This is a genomic window from Bifidobacterium callitrichos DSM 23973 (assembly GCF_000741175.1).
Taxonomy (GTDB): Bacteria; Actinomycetota; Actinomycetes; order Actinomycetales; family Bifidobacteriaceae; genus Bifidobacterium; species Bifidobacterium callitrichos.
This window is the reverse complement of the sequence record NZ_JGYS01000022.1, coordinates 94,107-113,722: the sequence shown is the minus strand read 5'-3', so window position 1 is coordinate 113,722 and position 19,616 is coordinate 94,107. Positions and strand designations below refer to the sequence as shown.

The 19,616-nt window shown below is 61.4% G+C and carries 19 protein-coding genes; 14 read left to right on the top strand and 5 right to left on the bottom strand.

Translation table 11 applies throughout. From position 1 onward, the window contains the following. Positions 1-69 precede the first annotated feature (69 nt). Positions 70-1,428 (top strand): ABC transporter substrate-binding protein, encoded by a 1,359-nt coding sequence (locus tag BCAL_RS10440; RefSeq protein ID WP_043166346.1) that lies wholly within the window; start codon positions 70-72, stop codon positions 1,426-1,428. A 237-nt stretch (positions 1,429-1,665) separates the two neighbouring features. Here BCAL_RS10440 and BCAL_RS12905 read toward each other — a convergent pair whose 3' ends face one another. Together BCAL_RS12905 and BCAL_RS12900 are read right to left on the bottom strand one after the other, a co-directional pair. Continuing rightward, on the bottom strand, positions 1,666-1,899 hold the full coding sequence (locus BCAL_RS12905; RefSeq protein WP_081887431.1) for a DUF2283 domain-containing protein: 234 nt from the start codon (positions 1,897-1,899) through the stop codon (positions 1,666-1,668). A gap of 3 nt (positions 1,900-1,902) precedes the next feature. Then, complete coding sequence (locus BCAL_RS12900; RefSeq protein ID WP_081887430.1) at positions 1,903-2,364, bottom strand: DUF4258 domain-containing protein; 462 nt, start codon at positions 2,362-2,364, stop codon at positions 1,903-1,905. Positions 2,365-2,653: 289 nt separating this feature from the next. Between BCAL_RS12900 and BCAL_RS10430 the strand changes: the two genes are divergently transcribed. After that, positions 2,654-4,531, top strand: coding sequence for an oleate hydratase (locus tag BCAL_RS10430; RefSeq protein WP_043166350.1), 1,878 nt, complete (start codon positions 2,654-2,656; stop codon positions 4,529-4,531). Between the two features lie 246 nt (positions 4,532-4,777). Here BCAL_RS10430 and BCAL_RS10425 read toward each other — a convergent pair whose 3' ends face one another. Together BCAL_RS10425 and BCAL_RS10420 are read right to left on the bottom strand one after the other, a co-directional pair. Next, positions 4,778-6,010, bottom strand: coding sequence for a sensor histidine kinase (locus tag BCAL_RS10425; RefSeq protein WP_052119202.1), 1,233 nt, complete (start codon positions 6,008-6,010; stop codon positions 4,778-4,780). A 59-nt stretch (positions 6,011-6,069) separates the two neighbouring features. Further along, the gene (locus BCAL_RS10420; RefSeq protein ID WP_052119203.1) at positions 6,070-6,759 is read right to left on the bottom strand and encodes a response regulator transcription factor; all 690 of its coding nucleotides are present in this window, start codon (positions 6,757-6,759) and stop codon (positions 6,070-6,072) included. Positions 6,760-6,951: 192 nt separating this feature from the next. Between BCAL_RS10420 and BCAL_RS12895 the strand changes: the two genes are divergently transcribed. The 4 genes from BCAL_RS12895 (at position 6,952) to BCAL_RS10405 (ending at position 10,597) form a co-directional block, all read left to right on the top strand. Next, the gene (locus BCAL_RS12895; RefSeq protein WP_081887429.1) at positions 6,952-7,359 is read left to right on the top strand and encodes a lactococcin 972 family bacteriocin; all 408 of its coding nucleotides are present in this window, start codon (positions 6,952-6,954) and stop codon (positions 7,357-7,359) included. Positions 7,360-7,436: 77 nt separating this feature from the next. Next, positions 7,437-9,392 carry a hypothetical protein gene (locus BCAL_RS10415; protein WP_043166351.1) on the top strand — a complete coding sequence of 652 codons (1,956 nt, stop codon included), beginning with the start codon at positions 7,437-7,439 and terminating at the stop codon, positions 9,390-9,392. A 45-nt stretch (positions 9,393-9,437) separates the two neighbouring features. Then, entirely contained in the window at positions 9,438-10,178 is a 741-nt protein-coding gene (locus BCAL_RS10410) for an ABC transporter ATP-binding protein (RefSeq protein ID WP_052119204.1), read from the top strand. Continuing rightward, positions 10,175-10,597, top strand: a complete 423-nt coding sequence (locus tag BCAL_RS10405) for a hypothetical protein (RefSeq protein ID WP_043166352.1) — start codon at positions 10,175-10,177, stop codon at positions 10,595-10,597. The genes BCAL_RS10410 and BCAL_RS10405 overlap by 4 nt, the downstream gene beginning before the upstream one ends. A 220-nt stretch (positions 10,598-10,817) precedes the next feature. Here the strand turns inward: BCAL_RS10405 and BCAL_RS10400 are convergent, their stop codons facing one another. Beyond that, positions 10,818-11,645 carry an aldo/keto reductase gene (locus tag BCAL_RS10400; RefSeq protein ID WP_043166353.1) on the bottom strand — a complete coding sequence of 276 codons (828 nt, stop codon included), beginning with the start codon at positions 11,643-11,645 and terminating at the stop codon, positions 10,818-10,820. A 95-nt stretch (positions 11,646-11,740) separates the two neighbouring features. Here BCAL_RS10400 and BCAL_RS10395 point away from each other — a divergent pair, with 95 nt between their 5' ends. From BCAL_RS10395 to priA, 8 genes are all read left to right on the top strand, one after another. Further along, entirely contained in the window at positions 11,741-12,301 is a 561-nt protein-coding gene (locus BCAL_RS10395) for a GNAT family N-acetyltransferase (protein WP_238549689.1), read from the top strand. A 69-nt stretch (positions 12,302-12,370) separates the two neighbouring features. Then, a complete protein-coding gene (locus BCAL_RS10390) occupies positions 12,371-13,885 on the top strand; it encodes a xylulokinase (RefSeq protein ID WP_043166354.1) in 1,515 nt (504 codons plus the stop codon). Positions 13,886-14,181: 296 nt separating this feature from the next. Then, positions 14,182-15,561 (top strand): histidinol dehydrogenase, encoded by a 1,380-nt coding sequence (gene hisD / locus BCAL_RS10385; RefSeq protein WP_107044887.1) that lies wholly within the window; start codon positions 14,182-14,184, stop codon positions 15,559-15,561. Next, positions 15,558-16,742 (top strand): histidinol-phosphate transaminase, encoded by a 1,185-nt coding sequence (locus BCAL_RS10380; RefSeq protein ID WP_043166356.1) that lies wholly within the window; start codon positions 15,558-15,560, stop codon positions 16,740-16,742. The genes hisD and BCAL_RS10380 overlap by 4 nt, the downstream gene beginning before the upstream one ends. Positions 16,743-16,805: 63 nt before the next feature. Continuing rightward, positions 16,806-17,408 (top strand): imidazoleglycerol-phosphate dehydratase HisB, encoded by a 603-nt coding sequence (gene hisB / locus BCAL_RS10375; RefSeq protein WP_043166357.1) that lies wholly within the window; start codon positions 16,806-16,808, stop codon positions 17,406-17,408. Then, the gene (locus tag BCAL_RS10370) at positions 17,408-18,160 is read left to right on the top strand and encodes a hypothetical protein (RefSeq protein WP_043166358.1); all 753 of its coding nucleotides are present in this window, start codon (positions 17,408-17,410) and stop codon (positions 18,158-18,160) included. The genes hisB and BCAL_RS10370 overlap by 1 nt, the downstream gene beginning before the upstream one ends. A gap of 52 nt (positions 18,161-18,212) precedes the next feature. Next, positions 18,213-18,857 carry an imidazole glycerol phosphate synthase subunit HisH gene (hisH, locus tag BCAL_RS10365; RefSeq protein ID WP_043166359.1) on the top strand — a complete coding sequence of 215 codons (645 nt, stop codon included), beginning with the start codon at positions 18,213-18,215 and terminating at the stop codon, positions 18,855-18,857. Between the two features lie 33 nt (positions 18,858-18,890). Then, a complete protein-coding gene (gene priA / locus BCAL_RS10360; RefSeq protein ID WP_043166360.1) occupies positions 18,891-19,616 on the top strand; it encodes a bifunctional 1-(5-phosphoribosyl)-5-((5-phosphoribosylamino)methylideneamino)imidazole-4-carboxamide isomerase/phosphoribosylanthranilate isomerase PriA in 726 nt (241 codons plus the stop codon).

Sequence of the window (19,616 nt, the reverse complement as noted above, 5' to 3'; positions counted from 1 at the left end):
ATTACACGGCTTATGGCAAGCCGAAAACGCAGCGGCAGAGTAGCCGTTGCGCTCGAGGAAAGGAACGACATGAAGCGAACGGCTCTGCGCAGAATCACCGCGGCGACGATGGTCGTGGGATTGGGCATCGGACTGGCCGGCTGCGGCGGCGGAGACGGAGGCAACGGCGCGTCCGGCACCATCGGCACCGCCGACAACCCGGTCGAGATCGCCGTATGGGGCTGGGAGCCCACGCTCAAGCAGGCGACTGCCGCCTTCGAAAAGGAGAACCCCAACATCAAGGTCAAGGTCACCAACGTCGGCTCCGCCGTGCAGACCATCACCTCGCTGCAGAACGCCATCAACGCCGGCTCCGGCGCGCCGGACGTCGCCCAGTTCGAATACCACGCCCTGCCCCAGTTCGCACTCGCCGGATCGCTGTCCGACCTGTCCGACAAGGGCGCCAAGGACTACGCCGACTTCTACACGCCCGGCACCTGGAGCCAGGTCAACATCAACGGCGGCATCTACGGCCTGCCGATGGACTCCGGCCCGACCGCCCTGTTCTACAACAAGGAGGTGTTCGACGCCGCCGGCGTCACCGAACCGCCGAAGACCTGGGACGAGTACTACGAGGCCGCCAAGAAGATCAAGGCGCTCGGCGGCGGCCACTACATCACCGCCGACACCGGTTCGGAAGGCTCGTACACCATGCTCGCCAGCCTCATCTGGGCCGCCGGCGGCCGCCCGTACGAGATCAAGGACGCCGAGAACGTCTCCATCACCCTCACCAGCGACCCGGCCGTCAAGAAGGTCGCCGACTTCTGGCAGAAGATGATCGACGAGGGGCTCATCAACACGCAGATCAACTCGTGGTCCGACGAATGGAACCGGGGGTTGGGCGACGGCACCATCGCCTCGCTCAACTACGGCGCGTGGATGAGCGCCAACCTGCTCGCCAGCGCATCGCAGGCATCCGGCAAGTTCCGCGTCGCCACCATCCCGCAATGGGACGCCTCCGCCAAGCCGAGCAACGGCGAGGCCGGCGGATCCACGCTCGCGATCCTCGCCTCCAGCAAGAAGCAGGAGGCTGCATGGAAGTACATCGACTTCGTCAACCACGAACGCAACGGCATCAACGCGCGCGTCGACAACGGCGCGTTCCCCGCCGACCGCGAGACCCTCAAGTCCGACGACTTCCTCAAGGGGTCGGCGAAACTGACCGAATACTTCGGAGGCCAGGAATACAACAAGGTGCTCGCCCAGGCCTCCGACGAAGTCTCCGAAGGCTTCTCGTACATGCCGTTCAGCGCCCACGCGATGAGCATCTACGGCGACAGCCTCGGACCCGCATACCGCGGCCAGAAGACCCTGAACCAGGCGCTCGCCGACTTCCAGAAGGCGCTGACCGATTACGGCAGGGATCAGGGCTTCACCGTCACCAACTGATCACTGATCCGACTGATCCGCTGGTCCGGCTGGTCTGACCGCCGCATCTCAATACTTGTCCTGAACACTCCAACCGCGAAGCCGGTCCTCCCACTTCCTCGGGGAGGACCGGCTTCATCCTGCTTGCATGGTTGGCGGAACCAGCTCGACGGGCCGATTCTTCGTCCCGCCGGGGTCTGGCTCAGGGACTGTCAACAGGCATTTTCACGGCAATGCTGAAGACATACCTCGCTGTGCTCAATTGTGAATCGGTTGCGCAGAGGCAATGACATGAGGATCGAGATGTGATGATGCATCGAGGATTTCAATTCCAAGAACGTTTCCATTCTGGCTGAAATCCACATTCACATATGAGTTTTCATCATTGGGGGAGAACGGCACCTCAACGGTATGATGTACATGTTCCTCAACGATGTTGTCGGCTATGCTGATGTATGCGGCGTCGGCATCAGGATCGTAGGTGATGTTCATTGGTTATCCTCGATAGGCGGTAACTACATTATGGGTCGTTTTGCTAAGAATAACTGTGATTTTATTTTTCCCCTTTCCCATGACATATTTCCAAGTTCCTTTATTGGCATTACTTTTAACGCCATTAAGGAGAACTTGCTTAACTAATTGTTGCGAAATGCCTCTTGCTGCCATCTGCTGAATCGCGTGCGCCGTCAGACGAACTGCAATGCCACCCAACCATATTAAGATAGGGGCGACTCGTGCGGAAGGGGTGGATTCTGTATTTTCAGACGAAGGTACCGAAGTGTTGTACTCCGAGTCAGAGCTTTCTATGGGAAAATTAGAAGTGTCTTCAGTCGTAATACCGTAATTTGCGACTTGAGTGTTGTAGTCTACAGTTACCGCATTTGCGGGCACTGTCCCCGATAAAGTCAAAGCAGCAGAAAGAATTATAGCTAGCAAACAGCTTCGTAATTTGGTCATCTTTTTCCTGTCGTGTTGGGTGGATTTCGCCGCGCGGCAATGTGACTCTATGAAAATAAGAAATAAATCTTTTTTTTGTCTAGTTTTTTACGCTCCTGGCGTAAGGTGCATGGTTATGGCTGTGCGATGGCGGGTTGCGAGATGCGTCCGCCGTGCCGGATGTCATGGAATTTGGGTGGATATTCGGCGAAACCCAGCGTAGTGTCTATGGCAAGAGGGAAGTAAATGCGACAAGATGTCCATTAAGAAAAGTTGACAGCATGTCAACATATCCCCAAGGAGGCGGAACATGTACTATTCCAACGGCAACTACGAGGCGTTCGCCCGCCCGAAGAAGCCCGCAGGCGTCGACGGCAAGTCGGCCTACATCATCGGCACCGGACTGGCGGCCCTGTCCGCCGCATGCTACCTCGTGCGTGACGCGCAGATGCCCGGCGAGAACATCCACATCCTCGAAAAGGACGCGGTCCCCGGAGGCGCATGCGATGGCGCCGAAATCCCCGGACTCGGCTACGTGATGCGCGGCGGACGCGAGATGGACAACCATTTCGAGGTGATGTGGGACCTGTTCCGCTCCATCCCGTCCATCGAGACGCCCGACGTCTCCGTCCTCGACGAATACTACTGGCTCAACAAGGAGGACCCGAACTACTCGCTGTGCCGCGCCACTAAGGATCTCGGAAAGGACGCGGAGACGAACGGCAAGTTCGGCTTGTCCGACAAGGCGTCGCAGGAGATCATGAAGCTCTTCTTCACACCCGACGAGGAGCTCTACGACAAGCCGATCACCGACTTCTTCGACGACGAGGTCCTGAACTCCAACTTCTGGATGTACTGGCGCACCATGTTCGCCTTCGAGAACTGGCACTCCGCGCTCGAGATGAAGCTGTACATCAAGCGCTACATCCACCACATCGGCGGCCTGCCCGACTTCTCCGCGCTGCGATTCACCCGCTACAACCAGTACGAGTCGATGATCCTGCCGATGGTCAAGTACTTGGAATCGCACGGCGTGCAGTTCCACTACAACACCAAGGTCGAGAACGTCGAATTCGCGATCGGCGGCGGAGACGGCCCCAAGCGCGAACGCACCGGCGTCGGCCAGGACACGATCCTCAAGATCCAGGCGACCTCCGGCGTGTTCAAGCGCAACCCGTTCAGCTCCGACACGAAGAAGCTCGCCGTGCGCATCGACATCGACCACGAAGGCGACAAGTCGTCCATCGACCTGACCCCCGACGACTACGTGTTCATCACCAACGGCGGTTGCGTCGAGAACTCCACCATGGGATCGCAGCACGCGCCTGCAGCATGGAACCCCGACCTGAAGCCCGGCGGCGGCTGGGACATGTGGCGCCGCATCGCCAAACAGGACCCGAGCTTCGGCCACCCGGACAAGTTCTGCTCCGACCCGCAGGCCACCAAGTGGATGAGCGCCACCGTCACCACGCTCGACGGCGAGATCCCGCCGTACATCAAGCGCATCTGCAAGCGCGACCCGTTCAGCGGCCACGTCGTCACCGGCGGCATCATCACCGTCACCGACTCCAACTGGCTCATGAGCTGGACCTTGAACCGTCAGCAGCAGTTCCGCGACCAGCCCAAGGACCAGCTGTGCGTGTGGGTCTACGGCCTGTTCCCCGACAAGCCCGGCAACTACATTAAGAAGCCGATGACCGAATGCACCGGCGAGGAGATCTGCGCCGAATGGCTCTACCATATGGGCGTTCCCACGGAGAAGATCGAGGCGCTCGCCAAAACCCACGCCAACACCGTGCCGGTGATGATGCCGTACATCACGGCCTTCTTCATGCCGCGCGCGGCCGGCGACCGTCCGGACGTGGTGCCCGACGGCGCCGTCAACTTCGCGTTCCTCGGCCAGTTCGCCGAGACCCCGCGCGACACGATCTTCACCACCGAGTACTCGATGCGCACCGGCATGGAGGCGGTGTACACGCTGCTCGACGTCGATCGCGGCGTACCCGAGGTGTGGGGCAGCGTCTACGACGTGCGCAACCTCCTCAACGCCACCGTCAAGCTGCGTGACGGCGCACCCGTGACCGACATGAAGCTCAACTTCGTGGAGAAGGCCGTACTCGGCAAGATCCTCAAGAAGCTCGACGGCACCGACATCGCCACATTGCTGCGCGAGTACCACGTCATCTGACGCCCAGTACGACACCCCGCGCCTCGCTCGCTGCATCCGTTGCGGGGCATACGGCGAGAGATAACGGTAGCTGACCAGCCGTCATCTCTCACTAACTACCCTTGTAGCGAGAGGTTATCGTTGTTCAGAGACGGCAACCTCTCACTACGGGGGTGGTTAGCGAGAGATTTCCGTCAGAGATAAGCAATGATCTCTCGCTGACCGCCCTTCAGCGAGAGACCTTGGTCATGAGACTGCGGGTATGTCTCATTTGCCTAACTGATGCCACGGCACACGGAGGTGAAATGCTCGTATCGGACCGTGCCGTTCCCGCGATAGCGTTCCGCCGGCTGCGGCAGCCGTTCTATCGAGCCGAGACAGGCCTCTGCCGCCGGTAAAGGATCGCGTGGTGTGCGTGCGGGTGGAAGCGGCGTCTGCATTGCTCGAAGCGACTGTTATATCAGTTGGCGTGATAGTGATGCCAAGACTGCACGCATCGTTTGGGTCAGCGTATTTGATCATATTACTGGTGAATTCATCGATGCCTGCGTGGATAATATCCAGTGTCATTGGGTCGTAATTCTGAGGAATGTTGCCCGTGATGGACGTGCTGATGGTGAATCCAATATTGCGCATTTCCTCTTCGGACTGTGCGAGATGGGCCACAAACATTTCCATTTCGGTATCGGGATCAGGTGATGCAAGCGATGCATCGGTTTTGGGAAACGAATTCCGGCCAGTGGAATCGGCATTGATCGGTGTTTCCGAGCTGAGAACGTCGATCGTTGATCGTACGATTTTGAGCAGTTCCTGCGATATATCGGCAAGTTGGATGATCTCAGCCCGGTATTGGTCAGGTTGTGCAGGCCGCTCCTGCCATGCTTGCAAATCATGCTGCATGCGTAGTATCTGATAGGCGAGTCTATTGGTCACCTGATCATGAAGTGTGGCGGCTATCGTTTCGCGCCGTTGCCGTTCCGCATTGATCTCTCGTTGCCGTTCCAGTTCCCGATTCATGCGACGCATGTTCGCGACGTCGTTGCGCCAGTGCAATCCGATGCCGAGATACGAGGCTGCGGGAAGCGCAACCGCAATGATCATGTCCAGAGTGTGCGACGGGTTTACACCGGTCATGCCCAGCATGTCATGAATGATGATGACGATGACGGATTGGGCTATCCCTAGGGCAATCCCCGGAAGTGATAACCGATAGGACAACACCATCAACGCGGTGGCGAATGATGGGAACAACGGTAGCATCAATGGTGACAGTGCAGGGATGGCGTTGATGCCTATCAGCAGCGTCGTCTGCATCGATACGGCGGTTACGGGGAACCGTAAGGTGATGATGCACAGCGCCATGACGGCCGCGGCAAGTATGCAACCGATCCAATCGATCGTTCCCACTATCTGATCGGCTGCCAATAGAACGATTCCATATCCATAACTCGCAGCAACTGCGATTATGCGTGCGACCTGCCATACGGCGTCGTTGGGCATGGTTCGTTGTTCATGCGAGAGATATCCGATTGTGCTGGTTTCATTGCTGTTGCTCCGATTCATAACAGACCGCGTTTCTCGCACAGAATGATGGCGTGGATTCGGTTTCGTGCATGCAGTTTGGCCATCGCTCGCTTGGCATATGTGCCGATGGTGAATTTGCTTAAGGATAGTGAATGGGCGATCTCCTCGGTCTCCAATCCCTCAGAGTACATGCGCAGGATCTCGATCTCTCGAGCAGACAGTCGATTCTCATCCGCATGGTGTGTATGTCGAGAATCCATTGCATCAGCATCATTGGCTGAGGTCGCGGACTGCACATCGGGAAATTGGACTGAAGCGTCAACGGGACATTGCACTGCCAGACCTGCCGACGCATGCCGAATCGCGTTGGTTAATCCACGAAGATCCGTTTTGGAAATCAATGCCTGAGCTCCAGCCTCGGCGGCGATGCGGGCATAGCTGCCCAACGCGAACGAAGTCATGCACACCAATCCGACCGGTAACGATCGGCGACGCAGCGTTCTGCACACCTCCGCGCCGCTTGTGACCTCCATGGACATGTCGACCAGCACCACCTGCGGTCGCGTTCCCGGATTCAGGCAGTTGTCAACCGCATCATCTCCCGAGACTGTGGTCCACAATATGCGCAGCCATGGCAGATCGCGCAGTATGCTCGAGAGCGCGGCCAGCGTCAGGTGATCGTTGTCCACGATCCCCAACGTCACTTTTTCCCCGTCTTGCTTCATACCTTGATGATACGGCTGGTTGTTTTCGACACTCTGTTATGTCACTTATGGAGGGACATGGGTGGAGCACTCTGCCTGAGTGTTGATACATTGAAATTGTTCTGGAAATAATCCAGATCACTACAATACATAGTTCCTATTGATATCAATTGGATTGTGTATATGTAGTATTGATATAAATTGGAGGACATTATGTCTATTATTGAGGATAAAGCATCTAGGATTAAAAAGTTGGCAGTTGTACTGCTGACGTGTGTTTCGATGACATTTATTCCAGTGGCATCTGCATCTGCGGCAGAGTTGGATGTTATCGTTCCTACTTCGGAGAATGGAGAATACGAAATTCAGCCTTTGTGGCTTAATCCTGAGGGTAAGCACACTCAGTATCCTGCCCAAGGGGGAGTTTGGGAATGGGGCTTCTGGAATGTTAAGATTCGTTCGTATTACACGCATAGTACGCGAGTTCATGGTTCTTCGGTTTCATTGAACGGATCGACTGTTCGCAGTATTGATACCGCTCGTGGCAAGCGTTCTATTGCAGAGAAGTATGCTGTGAATTATTGGGGAAATAACGACGCTTATTACTACCGCGTTCTTTAATTGTCATGTAGTTAGTCGGTGGCATTTTTTTTCAAGATTGGCATCGGCTTTTCTTTTTTTCATTGAGAGTGTGGTTTATGCATCGTCGATTGTTTTTCGCGGTATCCACGTTAGTATTCCTGCTCGCTTCATTGCTGTCCGTCATATCCAGTGATCTACATGATCGTGCATTGCCACAAGGAATCCACGCCAACGTTTCGATGATGCTGGATTTCCAATCATCCGGCATGGATGACGCTCGGGCGCTGCGGGAACTCACCAACATCGGCGATCAGCGCAAGCTCGGCATCGTCAAGGTCATGCCTGATCTTGACGGCGATGCCGCGGAACGGCAGGTGTTTGTCGCGATGGATGCTACGGCACGCGGACGGCTTCCCGTGGGAACATCCATCAGACGTTTCGGCAACATGCCGGATTCCACAGTGGTGTCGGATTCTCGTCTATCGTCGGCATCCGCCAGCGGACAGTACTACCTGATTCGCGGCGACCAGTCAGATGTCGGGCTGCATGACTGGCTGAACCGCAACGGGGTGACGGTGACATGGGGCACTGATTCGCTACGTGATGATATACGTCTGCTGGTATCGCAGTTGAGTTTCATGATGTCGATGGCGGCGGCTCTTGCTCTGATAGCGACGATGGTCCTGTACTGGATGGCATCCAAGGTTCGTTCGCGGGCATTGCGTGTGTTGGCGGGCGTTTCGACATGGCGCATTCAGAAGGACGACATGATGGGTGTTCTGGTGCCGTCGCTGTGCGCGGCAAGTTGCATCGACATCACCGCGGTCACGGCGGTTGGTGTGATCAAGGGGCTCGTGTTTATACCATATTTCTTTCGCATGTTGTTGGTGCTCGAGGGCGTGATGTTGTCCGGACTGTTCGTGGCGATGCTGATCGTGGGCGCGGTTTCATGGCCTTCGGCCGTGATGATCATGCGTCGCGCATCCGGCAACATCGGTCTGCGACGGTCGGCTCTCGCGATGAAGTCGGTTGTGTTCGTGGCGGTACTGGCGGTAACCGCGCCTGCGATGTCCGCCATGGCGTCAGCCGATTCGTCGGCACGCGAGCAGCGCGTGTGGGAACGTCTGTCCGATCAAGTTTCGATAGCCCTGTCCTACAATGACGATCCGCGACTGGATGCCAAGGTCGCGAACGTGTTACGCGCCATGGAAAGTGAGGGGAAGGGGGCCCTCTCCTATACGTTCACCCCGGAAACGACCGGGGAGACCGGTACCGATCCGGTGGCCTTGGTCACGGAAGATTGGCTTGATCTGGTGCGGGTCGATCCGAAACATATGAAACATGCCATACGTGTCTCGCAGGACCGCCTGTCGACGGAGGCGAAGGATGTCGTCTCCCAGCTGCCGGGATGGGCATCGGATTCACGCCACGGTGAGGACATGATCAGGCAGGCCAGATACTACATCATCGATGGCGACACGATACCGGTGCTTCAAGGAGGCTCGGACACCATGCTCTTCCCGAAACGACTGACGCTCATCGTCCTTGACGATTATTCAGGATTCTCCGACTCCGGATTTCTGGTGCCGGCGGCAACCACCCGCAACATTGTGATGACGGGATTACAGGACGTGCGATCCAGATTGCAGCGTGCCGGATTAGCGCAACGGGCTCAGGTACGCTATGTCGCCGAGGAACAGATCCTGCAGAGCCAGTTCTCCACGTATTTCGCCTGGCTGCAGGCCGCGGCGTTCGTCATGCTCATCGTCTCGTTCGCACTGACGGTCATGGTGCATGCGATGGTGCGCGCCGCACTACGTGCCAGACACGACTACCCGCTCATGTTGAACGGTATCCTCGCCGGTCGCTTGGCGGAATTCACGATACTGGCGGAAAGCGGCGCGGCGTTGGCGGCGGGAGCCGTCATCACCATGATCGCGCTCCATTCGACGGGCGCCACGGCGGCATTGGCAACCGGCGCATTGACGATACTGGCGATCCTCGTCTCGGCTCTGTCCCACATCCTGTCCGTGCGGCGTATGTTCAAGGCCGTCAACACCCGCACTCTGTAACCGTTTTTGCGTGGATATTTTGAACACGCCATGGAAAGGAAGCTCATGACCACCATAGAATGTGACAATCTGACGGTGCACATCGCCGGACGGACAATTCTTGAGCACATCAATCTGCATATTCCGGAAAGTGGCATGATCGCCCTCACCGGACCCAGCGGATGCGGGAAGACCACGCTGCTGCACACTCTTGGACTTCTGCAACAATCCGATGACGGGCGGCTGATCATCGACCATGAGGATGTCACGTATGCGTCGTCCGGCAGACGCAGACGATTCTGGCACGATACGGCCTCGTTCATCCTCCAGGATTACGGCATCATGGACGAGGAAAGCGTGGAGTTCAACGTATCCATGCAACTCGGCCCATTCGGTCAGCGTGCCGGGGGAGACCGTAGACGAATCCATGAGGCGCTCAGAGCAACAGGTTTGGCGAAGCGAATCCAGGAACCTGCATCCCACCTCAGCGGAGGGGAGAAGCAGCGCCTCGGTATTGCGCGCGCGATATACAAGAATGCATCGGTGATCTTCGCGGACGAGCCCACTGCATCACTCGACGCGCACAATCGTCAGATCGTCATCGATCTACTGCGACGCCGGGCCGGCGAGGGAACGACCGTAATTATCGCCACTCATGACCCTGTTCTGATGTCTTCATGCGACTGGAATTATCCGGTGGGCAATCACAGCAACGCGAGTTTGGGCGATACTGCAACAGAGGCATCCGACGAACGATCCGTCACTTACAGTGCGAATGTCGCAAAAACACATAAGGAGCCTCAATGAAGTACGCGGACAATTCGACAAAGGCCAACCGTAAGACAAGTCTCGGTCGGAAAGTGGTATACGCAGCCGTCGCTTTCGTCGTAGCCGCGGCGATCGCGGTCGGTCTAATCCTGACGGGCGTCATCCCGATGAGAAGAGGCAGCGCGGGACTACCATGCGATGACCTCACGTCGTATCAATCGACGCAGGATGCCTATGATACGCATCGATCTACCATCGATTCGATCAAAGCCGTTGGGAAAGGCGTCTCGATCACCGTCAAACATGCCGATTGTCCCACGGCATCGCAAGATGAAGGCTATCTGGAGATCACGTACCGAGATGAGGACGAGCGAAACGCCATCATGAAGATCCTTGACCAGTCGGAACTCGGAATATACGCTTCGTTGGTTCAGTCTGGAGGAGCAGGATTGTTCTGACAAGGCACAGATATCGACTAGTGGGTTTCTTTGTCATTGGAGTGATGACGAAGCCGCAACGAAACCACAGCTAAACCAACATGGAGCGGGGGATGACGGTACGCTGATCGAGACCGTAGGCTTGGTCGAGCGGCCTTGAGCGTGTCCAGATCAGCGTACCGTCATCCCCCGCGGTCAACGCTGGACAGGCGGAACGAAAGTGCCGGCAGGCTATCGCCAGTCAGAAGTCGAAGTCGTCCGGGTCGGCGCCGTTGCGGCGGCCGGTGTCGATCGCGTTGACGGCGGCCATGTCGGCGTCGGACAGCTGGAAGTCGAAGACGTCGAGGTTCTGACGGATGCGATCGGCGTGCGTGGACTTCGGCAGGACGATGACGCCGCGCTGGATGTGCCAGCGGATCACGACCTGCGCGGCCGACTTGCCGTACTTCGCGCCGATCTCGGACAGACGCGGGTCGGCGAGCAGCGTGCCGCCGGTGCCGCCGAGCGGACTCCACGCCTCCACGTCGATGCCCTGCGCGTGCGCGAAGTCGATGAGCTCCTGATTGGCGAACTGCGGTGAGGATTCGATCTGGTCGACCGCCGGCTTCACGTCCGAATTCGCGAGCAGCTCCTCCAAGTGATGCCGCTGGAAGTTGCTCACGCCGATCGCCTTCGCGCGGCCGGACGCGTAGATCGCCTGCAGGTCGTCCCACGCCTGCTGCCAGCCGTCGGCCGGCCAGTGGATCAGGTACAGGTTCACGTAGTCGAGGCCGAGACGCTCGAGGCTCTCCTCGAACGCGTCCTGTCCGCGGCGGGCGCGGATGTCGTCGTTCCACAGCTTCGTCGTCACGAAGATGTCGTCGCGAGGCACGCCGGAACGGCGGATGCCCTCGCCCACGGACGCCTCGTTGCGGTAGATCATCGCCGTGTCGATGTGGCGGTACCCGGCCTCGAGCGCCGCAGTGACCGCGTTGACCGTGGTGTCGCCGTCCGGCGTCCGGAACACGCCCAGTCCCACCTGCGGGATGACCGTTCCGTTGTTCAGCGTGATCGTCGATTGAATCGCCATGATGCTCCCTTCGTGGCAATGGTGTTTTCCCTTCACCGGCCATTGTACGGTCGGGGCGCGTATCACCTCATACGCCCGGACGGATAATTGGGGGCATGGATCAGATGGGTAGCGGAAATGGGAATACGAACGCCTTGACGACGTCGGGATTGACGATCCGGCATGCGACCGCATCGGACGTCGACGCGATCGCGGCCGTGGAGACGCTGTGCTTCCCGCCGGCGGAGGCCGCCGACGGGGAGACGATCCGCAGACGGATTGCGGCATATCCGGAGTGCTTCTGGCTGCTGTGCCGCAATGATGGTCCGGCGGATGCCGCCGACGAACGCATCGTCGCGTTCATCAACGGGTTCGCCACGGACCGCGCGGATCTGACCGACGACATGTACGACGACCCGTCCGGGCACCACCCCCAAGGCGCGTGGCAGATGATCTTCGGGGTCGACACAGCACCGGAATACCGGCATCGTGGATACGCGAGCCTCCTGATGCGACGCGTCATCGCCGACGCGCGAGCGGCCGGCCGCAAGGGACTGGTGCTCACCTGCAAGGACCGGCTCGTCGGCTTCTACGCACGATTCGGCTACGTGGACGAGGGGATCAGCGGCTCCACGCACGGAGGCGTCGTCTGGCATCAGATGCGATTGACGTTCTGACGTCGACGTGCGATCGGATGGTGACTACTGACTACGATGGGCGGCATGGATATGCGGGATGAAGAGCGAATGGCATGTGGGGAACCGCCGCGCTACGCGGCGACGTTCGATTCGGGGACCACGGCGTTGAAGGGCGCGCTGGTCGCGGAAGACGGCCGCATCGTGGCGAGTGCGAGCGAGGATCTGGACCTGATCATCGCGGGGCCTCACGGCGAATACCGTGAGCAGGATCCAAACCAGTGGTGGCACGCGTTCGTCGCGGTGAGCCGGCGGATGCTCGCCGACGCGGCCGAGAACGAGCCCGGTTTCCATTCGGGTGGCAAAGATCGCATCGCCGGACTCATCTTCAGCGGGCAGATGCAGGATGTGATCGCATTGGACCGCGACCTCAATCCGGTGCGCAACGCCATCCTCTACTCCGACGGCCGGGCGGAGAAGGAAGCCATCGAACTCGCGGAACGCTACGGGTCCCAGCGATTCCTCGACGTGGTCGGCAACCGTCTCGAGGGCTGCCTGCCGCTGCCGAAGCTCATGTGGATGCGCGCGCACGAGCCGGAGCTCTTCGCCCGCACCGCCCACGTGCTCATCAGTTCGAAGGACTATCTCATCGCGCGGCTCGCGGGCCGTTGCGTCGGCGACGTCGCCGCATGCTCGACCGCCGGCGCGATGGACATCCGCTCCGGCGAGTGGGATGCGGGACTGCTCAAGACGAGCGAAATCGAACGGAGGATCCTACCCGAACTGCATCGCCCGCAGGACGTTGTCGGCGAGGTGATGCCGGAAGCCGCCGCCCTGACCGGGTTCGCAGTTGGCACCCCGGTGTTCGCCGGCATCGGCGACGCCGGCGCCACCACGTTCGCCAGCGGCGTCGACCGTCCGGGACGCTACAACATCAACCTCGGCACGTCCGGCTGGATCGCGACCGTCTCGCCCGAGCCGTTCGTCGACAAGCCGGGCGCGGCGAACCTCGCGTTCGGTGTGGCCCCGGGATTCGTCAACGCCGTCCCGTTCCTCAACGCCGGCGACGTGCACAAGTGGGTGACAAGAGCGCTCGCCGGCGTCACCTCCGCAAACCCCGAGACGTCCGACTACGCCGCGGCACACGACCTCATCGAACAATCCCGGCCCGGCGCGAACGGCGTCCTGTGCCTGCCGTACCTCGTGGGGGAGCGCTTCCCGGTCATGAACCCGTCGATCCGCGGCGCGTACGTGGGTATTTCGCCGGACACCACGCGCGCCGATCTCGTCCGGGCGGCGCTTGAGGGCGTCGCCTTCTCGATCCGTCAGGGCATGGAGAGCTTCGATGCGGCGCCGGAGGAGATCTCCCTGATCGGCGGCGGCGCCCGCGAACCCGCATGGTGCCAGATCATGGCCGACGTGCTCGCGCACGACATCAAGGTCTTCACCAACGCCGACATCCTCCCCGCGGTCGCTCTGGCCTCCCTCGTATTCCAGAACCCGCGGATCCTCACCGACGCGATCCAAAGCACGCCCTACACCCCCGACCCGGCCGCAGCAGCCGTATACGGCAAGCTCTACCCCAAGTTTCTGAAGCTCTATCCCGCACTGTCATCTCTGATGTAAGAGGAGAAAAACAAAACGTAACAGAGCAACGCAAAGGAGCGGAGGACGGCGACGCGCTGTTCGGGACCGTAGGCTTGGCCGAGCGGCCTTGAGCGTGTCCCGAACAGCGCGTCGCCGTCCTCCGCGGCCACTGAGCAAAGCAAAAATATAAAAGAGCGGACGCCGTCCTCCGCAGCCGCGGGAAAGGCGACAAGATAACGAAATCTCACGATTCGGCTGGAATTGGACGCTTCCCGACGATTCGTGCGCGAACGTTGTTACGATGGGCTGTTATGAGCGAGAACAGCGAAAACATCATGCGAATCATCGATCTTCGAGGCAAGAGCCTCTCCCGTGCCGAGCTGCTGGCCGCGATGCCGCGCGCCGCCATGGGCACCTCCGAGGCCACCGATCTGGTGCGTCCGATTCTGGATGACGTCAAGGAGCGCGGAGCGGCGGCCCTGCGCGATTTCGAGGAGAAGTTCGACCATGTGCGCCCTGAGCACCTTCGCGTGCCGAAGGAGGCGTTCGCCGAATCCCTCGAGACCCTTGATCCCGAGGTCCGCTCCGCCATCGAGGAGTCCGTGCGCCGCGCCCGCGCCGTCGCCGCCAATCAGGTGCCGAAGGACTTCTACACCGATCTGGCCGAGGGAGCCCGCGTCGCCGAGCGTTGGATCCCGATCCAGCGCGTCGGTCTGTACGTGCCGGGCGGCAAGGCCGTCTACCCGAGCTCGGTGATCATGAACGTGGTGCCTGCGCAGGCCGCCGGAGTCGAATCGCTGGCCATCGCCACCCCGCCGGCACGTGACGGCTCCGGCCTGCCGAACCGTACGATCCTCGCCACCTGCGCGATCCTCGGCGTCGACGAGGTGTACGCGGTCGGCGGCGCCCAGGCCGTCGCCATGTTCGCATACGGCGCCAAGGGCTCCGAGCCGCAGGACGGCGACGTGCTGTGCGATCCGGTCGACAAGATCACCGGTCCGGGCAACATCTTCGTGGCCACCGCCAAGTCGCTGGTCTCCGGCTTCGTCGGCATCGACGCTGTCGCCGGCCCCACCGAGATCGGCATCATCGCCGATAAGACCGCGAACCCGAGCCTTCTGGCCGCCGATCTCATCGGTCAGGCCGAGCACGACGAGCTGGCCGGCTCCGTGCTGTTCACCGACTCCACCGAGATCGCCGAGAAGGTGCAGGAGAACCTCAACTACCGCGTACCGCGCACCGAGCACGCCGAACGCGTCCACACGTCCCTGTCCGGCACGCAGTCCGCGATCGTCCTGACCGATGACCTTGATCATTCGATCGACGCGGCCAACGCGTACGCCGCCGAGCATCTGGAGATCCAGACCGCCGATGCGGATGCGGTCGTCAAGCGCATCAAGAACGCCGGCGCTATCTTCCGCGGCCCGTACTCCCCGGTGCCGCTGGGCGACTACATGTCCGGCTCCAACCACGTGCTGCCCACCGGCGGCACCGCCCGCTTCGCCGCCGGCCTCGGCGTGCACACGTTCATGAAGCCGGTCGAGGTCATCGAATACGACGAGGAGGGCCTGAAGGCCCTGGCCGCGCGCATCAACGCGTTCGCGGTCTCCGAGGATCTGCCCGCGCACGGCGAGTGCGTGCTGTCCCGCTTCGTCAAGGATCCGTACGACAAGGCCACCCTGCGCGAGCAGGAGAAGGAGGCCGGTCTGCTGTGAGCGGGAACAACGAGACCAACGGCAACGCGATTCCGGCGAACCTGCCGCTGAGGAACGATCTGATCGGCGAGGAGCCGTATGGCGCGCCCCAGCTCGACGTGCCGGTCTGCCTCAACGTCAACGAGAACCCGTACGCGCCGGATCCGGCCGTGTGCGACACGATCGCCAGGCGCGTGCGCGAGATCGCGCCGACGCTGAACCGCTACCCGGATCGCGAGCACATCGAGCTGCGCAAGGCGTTCTCCGACTACCTGGCGCGTGAATCCGGCGCCCGTCTCGACGTTGACGAGCTGTGGGGCGCGAACGGCTCCAACGAGATCATGCTCCAGCTGTTCCAGGCGTTCGGCGGCCCGGGCCGCACCGCGCTCGGCGCCGACCCGACCTACTCGATGTACCCCGAGTACGCGCGCGACACGTTCACCGGCTGGAAGCTCGCCCACCGCAACGAGGACTTCACGCTGAACGTCGAGAAGACCATCGAGGCGATCCACGAGGTCAAGCCGAGCATGGTGCTGCTCACCAGCCCGAACAACCCCACCGGCACGCCGTTGGCGATGGAGGACATCGAACGCATCCTCGCCGCCTGCGAGACCGCCGAGGTCGAGGGCGCCGGCGAGGGCGTGCACCCGATCCTCGTCATCGACGAGGCGTACGTCGAGTTCCGCAAGCCCGGCACGCCAAGCGCCGTGACTCTCATCAAGGACCATCCGAACCTCGCCGTCTCCCGCACGATGAGCAAGGCGTTCGCCTTCGCGGGCGCGCGCGTCGGCTACCTCGCCGCGAGCAAGGGCATCATCGACTGCGTGCGCATCGTGCGCATGCCGTACCACCTGTCCGCCGTGACGCAGGCCGCCGCGATCGCCGCGTTCGAGCACACCGACGAGCAGCTAAGCCGCGTCGAGCACCTGCGCGAGACCCGTGAGGCCACCGCCGAGTGGTTGAAGGCCCAGACCTACAAGGGCGAACCGCTCGAAGTCGCCGAATCCGGCTCCAACTTCCTGCTGTTCGGCGGTCATTTCGACGACCGCGAGGCGATCTTCGACGAACTGTTGAAGCGCGGCGTGCTGATCCGCGTCGTCGGCCCCGACGGCTGGCTGCGCGTGTGCATGGGCACCGACGAGGAGATGGCCCGCTTCCGCGAGGCGCTCGTCGAGTCGATGCGTCTCGTCGAGGCCCGCTAAGAGCCGTCGGCGGCCATCGGAACCAATCATTCGATTCCAATCGATAAAGGAGCGTAGAGCATCATGGCGCGCACCGCGCACATCGTTCGCGAGACCAGCGAATCGCACATCGACCTCGAGCTGAACCTCGACGGCACTGGACAGACCGACATCGACACCTCCGTGCCGTTCTACAACCACATGATGAACGCGCTCGGCAAGCATTCGCTCATCGATCTGAAGATCCACGCGCACGGCGACACCGACATCGACGTGCACCACACCGTGGAGGACACGGCCATCGTCTTCGGCGAGGCGCTGAAGCAGGCGCTCGGCGACAAGCGTGGCATCCGTCGGTTCGCCGACGCCACCGTGCCGCTCGACGAGGCGCTCGCCAAGGCCGTCGTCGACATTTCCGGACGCCCGTACGTGGTGTGTTCCGGCGAGCCGGAGGGCTTCGAATACTGCATGATCGGCGGGCATTTCACCGGTTCGCTCGTGCGTCACGTCATGGAGTCGATCGCCCTGCACGCCGGCATCTGCCTGCACCTGCAGGTGCTCGCCGGCCGCGACCCGCACCACATCGCCGAAGCCGAGTTCAAGGCGCTGGCACGCGCGCTGCGGTTCGCCATCGAACCGGACCCGCGCATCGAGGGGCTGATCCCGAGCACGAAGGGAAGCCTGTGATGGCGGACGACTTCGACGACGACAAGGATCGCTCCGGCCGTGATTCCGACCCGGGCGATTCGCATCTGACCGACGAGGACATCGCCAAGGCCTTGGAGGGATTCGAGAAGGAGTTCGCCGACGAGGAGACCTCCGACCTGTCCGACGTGGACGACCTCGACCCGCATCCGGACTCGGGCGTCGACGACCTGTCCGACGATCTCGACATCGACATTCCTGACGACGCCTCGTCGATCGACCCGTCGTTCGGCTTCGAGGATGCGCTTGACGGTCTGCTCGGCAACAAGGCCAAGATGGCGGCGTTGGTCACGCGCATCGCGTCCGCGCCGCTGCTCGCCGCGTTCTGCCAGCTGTCCGACATCTCCGCCGACTGCGTCGGCTCGAATCAGGGCGCGATCGCGGTCCTGCGCAATCTCGACGGCGACGGCCCCGAGGCCGCGGCCCGAGACATCACCACCGTGGTCGGCGGCATGAGCGTCGTGCTCGGCGTCAACCGCGCCGACAAGCTCGAGGTCTCGATCTACGCGGGCGGCAAGGCGGGGGAGACCCTCGCCCCGCCGATTCTGTTCAACTCGACGCCGCGATTCGTCGAGGACCTGATGCTCGGCATCACCACCGTCGCCCAGCTCAAGACGCAGGGCTTCGAGGTGGTCGACTCCGGCAGTCTCGATCACGAGTCCGCGATGAAGGTGATCGCAGAGCACACGCGGTTCGGCCGCGGAGGCGCCACGCGCGGGTCGAGCATCGACTGACCTGCATCACACTGATCACACTGATCACACTGTAAGTACCTAAGGGGGATCAATGACCACTGCGGTCGTGTTCGACTATGGATTCGGCAACGTGCGCTCCATGGTGCGCGCCCTTGCGCGCCTCGGCGTCGACACCTCACTCACCTCCGACTACCGGCAGGCTCTCGAGGCCGACGGTCTCGTCGTGCCGGGAGTCGGCGCGTTCGCCGCGTGCATGGAGGGCCTGAAGAAGGTCGGCGGCGACCGTGTGATCACGGATCGCCTGCGCGCTGGCCGCGCCGTGCTCGGCGTGTGCGTCGGCGAGCAGGTGCTCTTCGAGCTCGGTCACGAGCATGGCGAGGAGGCCCACGGCGTCGGACTGATCGGCGGCAGCGTCGATCCGCTGGACGCCGACGTCGTGCCCCACATGGGCTGGGACACGGTCGAGGCCGCCGACGGCTCCGCGCTGCTCAAGGGCGTGGAGGACGAGCGCTTCTACTTCGTCCACTCCTACGCGGCGCTCGACGCGAAGGCGAAGGACCTGAGCGAGTTCCAGATCGAACTGCCCGACGAGCAGCGCGTCACGTGGTGCACGTACGGCCGCAGCCGTTTCGTCGCCGCCTACGAGCGCGGACCCCTGTTCGCCACGCAGTTCCACCCGGAGAAGTCCGGTGACGCCGGCGCTCAGCTGCTCGAAAACTGGATCGCCACGTTCTAACGGGCGGACACCTATCTACGAAAGGTTATTGACATGTCGTTGACTCTGCTTCCCGCCGTCGATGTGCGTGACGGCAAGGCCGTGCGCCTGCGTCAGGGTGAATCCGGCTCCGAAACCGACTACGGCTCCCCGCTCGAGGCGGCCCGCACGTGGGTCGAGTCCGGTGCCGAATGGATCCACCTGGTCGACCTGGACGCCGCGTTCGGCACCGGCGACAACCGCGCCCAGCTGCGCGAGATCGTCCACGAGCTCGGCGATCGCGTCAACATCGAGATGTCCGGCGGCGTGCGTGACGACGCCTCGCTCGACGCCGCCCTCGAGGCCGGTGCGGCCCGCGTGAACATCGGCACCGCGGCGCTCGAGAACCCCGAGTGGACGCGCAAGGCGATCGCCAAGTACGGCGACCGCGTGGCCGTCGGCCTCGACGTGCGCGGCCACACACTCGCCGCTCGCGGCTGGACCCGTGAGGGCGGCGACCTGTTCGAGACGATGAAGATGCTCGACGACGCCGGCTGCTCCCGCTACGTCGTCACCGACGTGGCCCGCGACGGCATGATGAGCGGACCGAACCTCGACCTGCTGCGTGAGGTCGCTGAACGCACCGATGCCAAGGTCACCGCCTCCGGCGGCATCGCCAAGCTCGACGACCTGCGCAACATCCGCACGCTCGCCGACCTTGGCGTCGACTCCGCCATCCTCGGCAAGTCGCTCTACGCCCGCGCCTTCACCCTCGAGGAGGCGCTGGAGGTCGCCCGCTGA

What these genes read in the sequence shown, in the direction of transcription:
- hisH (WP_043166359.1), top strand. Translation starts at nt 18,213, where the DNA reads ATGACCACTGCGGTCGTGTTCGACTATGGATTCGGCAACGTGCGCTCC.
- BCAL_RS10370 (WP_043166358.1), top strand. Translation starts at nt 17,408, where the DNA reads ATGGCGGACGACTTCGACGACGACAAGGATCGCTCCGGCCGTGATTCC.
- BCAL_RS10395 (WP_238549689.1), top strand. Translation starts at nt 11,741, where the DNA reads ATGGATCAGATGGGTAGCGGAAATGGGAATACGAACGCCTTGACGACG.
- BCAL_RS10390 (WP_043166354.1), top strand. Translation starts at nt 12,371, where the DNA reads ATGGCATGTGGGGAACCGCCGCGCTACGCGGCGACGTTCGATTCGGGG.
- priA (WP_043166360.1), top strand. Translation starts at nt 18,891, where the DNA reads ATGTCGTTGACTCTGCTTCCCGCCGTCGATGTGCGTGACGGCAAGGCC.
- BCAL_RS10405 (WP_043166352.1), top strand. Translation starts at nt 10,175, where the DNA reads ATGAAGTACGCGGACAATTCGACAAAGGCCAACCGTAAGACAAGTCTC.
- BCAL_RS10440 (WP_043166346.1), top strand. Translation starts at nt 70, where the DNA reads ATGAAGCGAACGGCTCTGCGCAGAATCACCGCGGCGACGATGGTCGTG.
- hisD (WP_107044887.1), top strand. Translation starts at nt 14,182, where the DNA reads ATGCGAATCATCGATCTTCGAGGCAAGAGCCTCTCCCGTGCCGAGCTG.
- BCAL_RS10410 (WP_052119204.1), top strand. Translation starts at nt 9,438, where the DNA reads ATGACCACCATAGAATGTGACAATCTGACGGTGCACATCGCCGGACGG.
- BCAL_RS12900 (WP_081887430.1), bottom strand. Translation starts at nt 2,364, where the DNA reads ATGACCAAATTACGAAGCTGTTTGCTAGCTATAATTCTTTCTGCTGCT.
- BCAL_RS10400 (WP_043166353.1), bottom strand. Translation starts at nt 11,645, where the DNA reads ATGGCGATTCAATCGACGATCACGCTGAACAACGGAACGGTCATCCCG.
- hisB (WP_043166357.1), top strand. Translation starts at nt 16,806, where the DNA reads ATGGCGCGCACCGCGCACATCGTTCGCGAGACCAGCGAATCGCACATC.
- BCAL_RS12905 (WP_081887431.1), bottom strand. Translation starts at nt 1,899, where the DNA reads ATGAACATCACCTACGATCCTGATGCCGACGCCGCATACATCAGCATA.
- BCAL_RS12895 (WP_081887429.1), top strand. Translation starts at nt 6,952, where the DNA reads ATGTCTATTATTGAGGATAAAGCATCTAGGATTAAAAAGTTGGCAGTT.
- BCAL_RS10415 (WP_043166351.1), top strand. Translation starts at nt 7,437, where the DNA reads ATGCATCGTCGATTGTTTTTCGCGGTATCCACGTTAGTATTCCTGCTC.
- BCAL_RS10425 (WP_052119202.1), bottom strand. Translation starts at nt 6,010, where the DNA reads ATGCCCAACGACGCCGTATGGCAGGTCGCACGCATAATCGCAGTTGCT.
- BCAL_RS10420 (WP_052119203.1), bottom strand. Translation starts at nt 6,759, where the DNA reads ATGAAGCAAGACGGGGAAAAAGTGACGTTGGGGATCGTGGACAACGAT.
- BCAL_RS10430 (WP_043166350.1), top strand. Translation starts at nt 2,654, where the DNA reads ATGTACTATTCCAACGGCAACTACGAGGCGTTCGCCCGCCCGAAGAAG.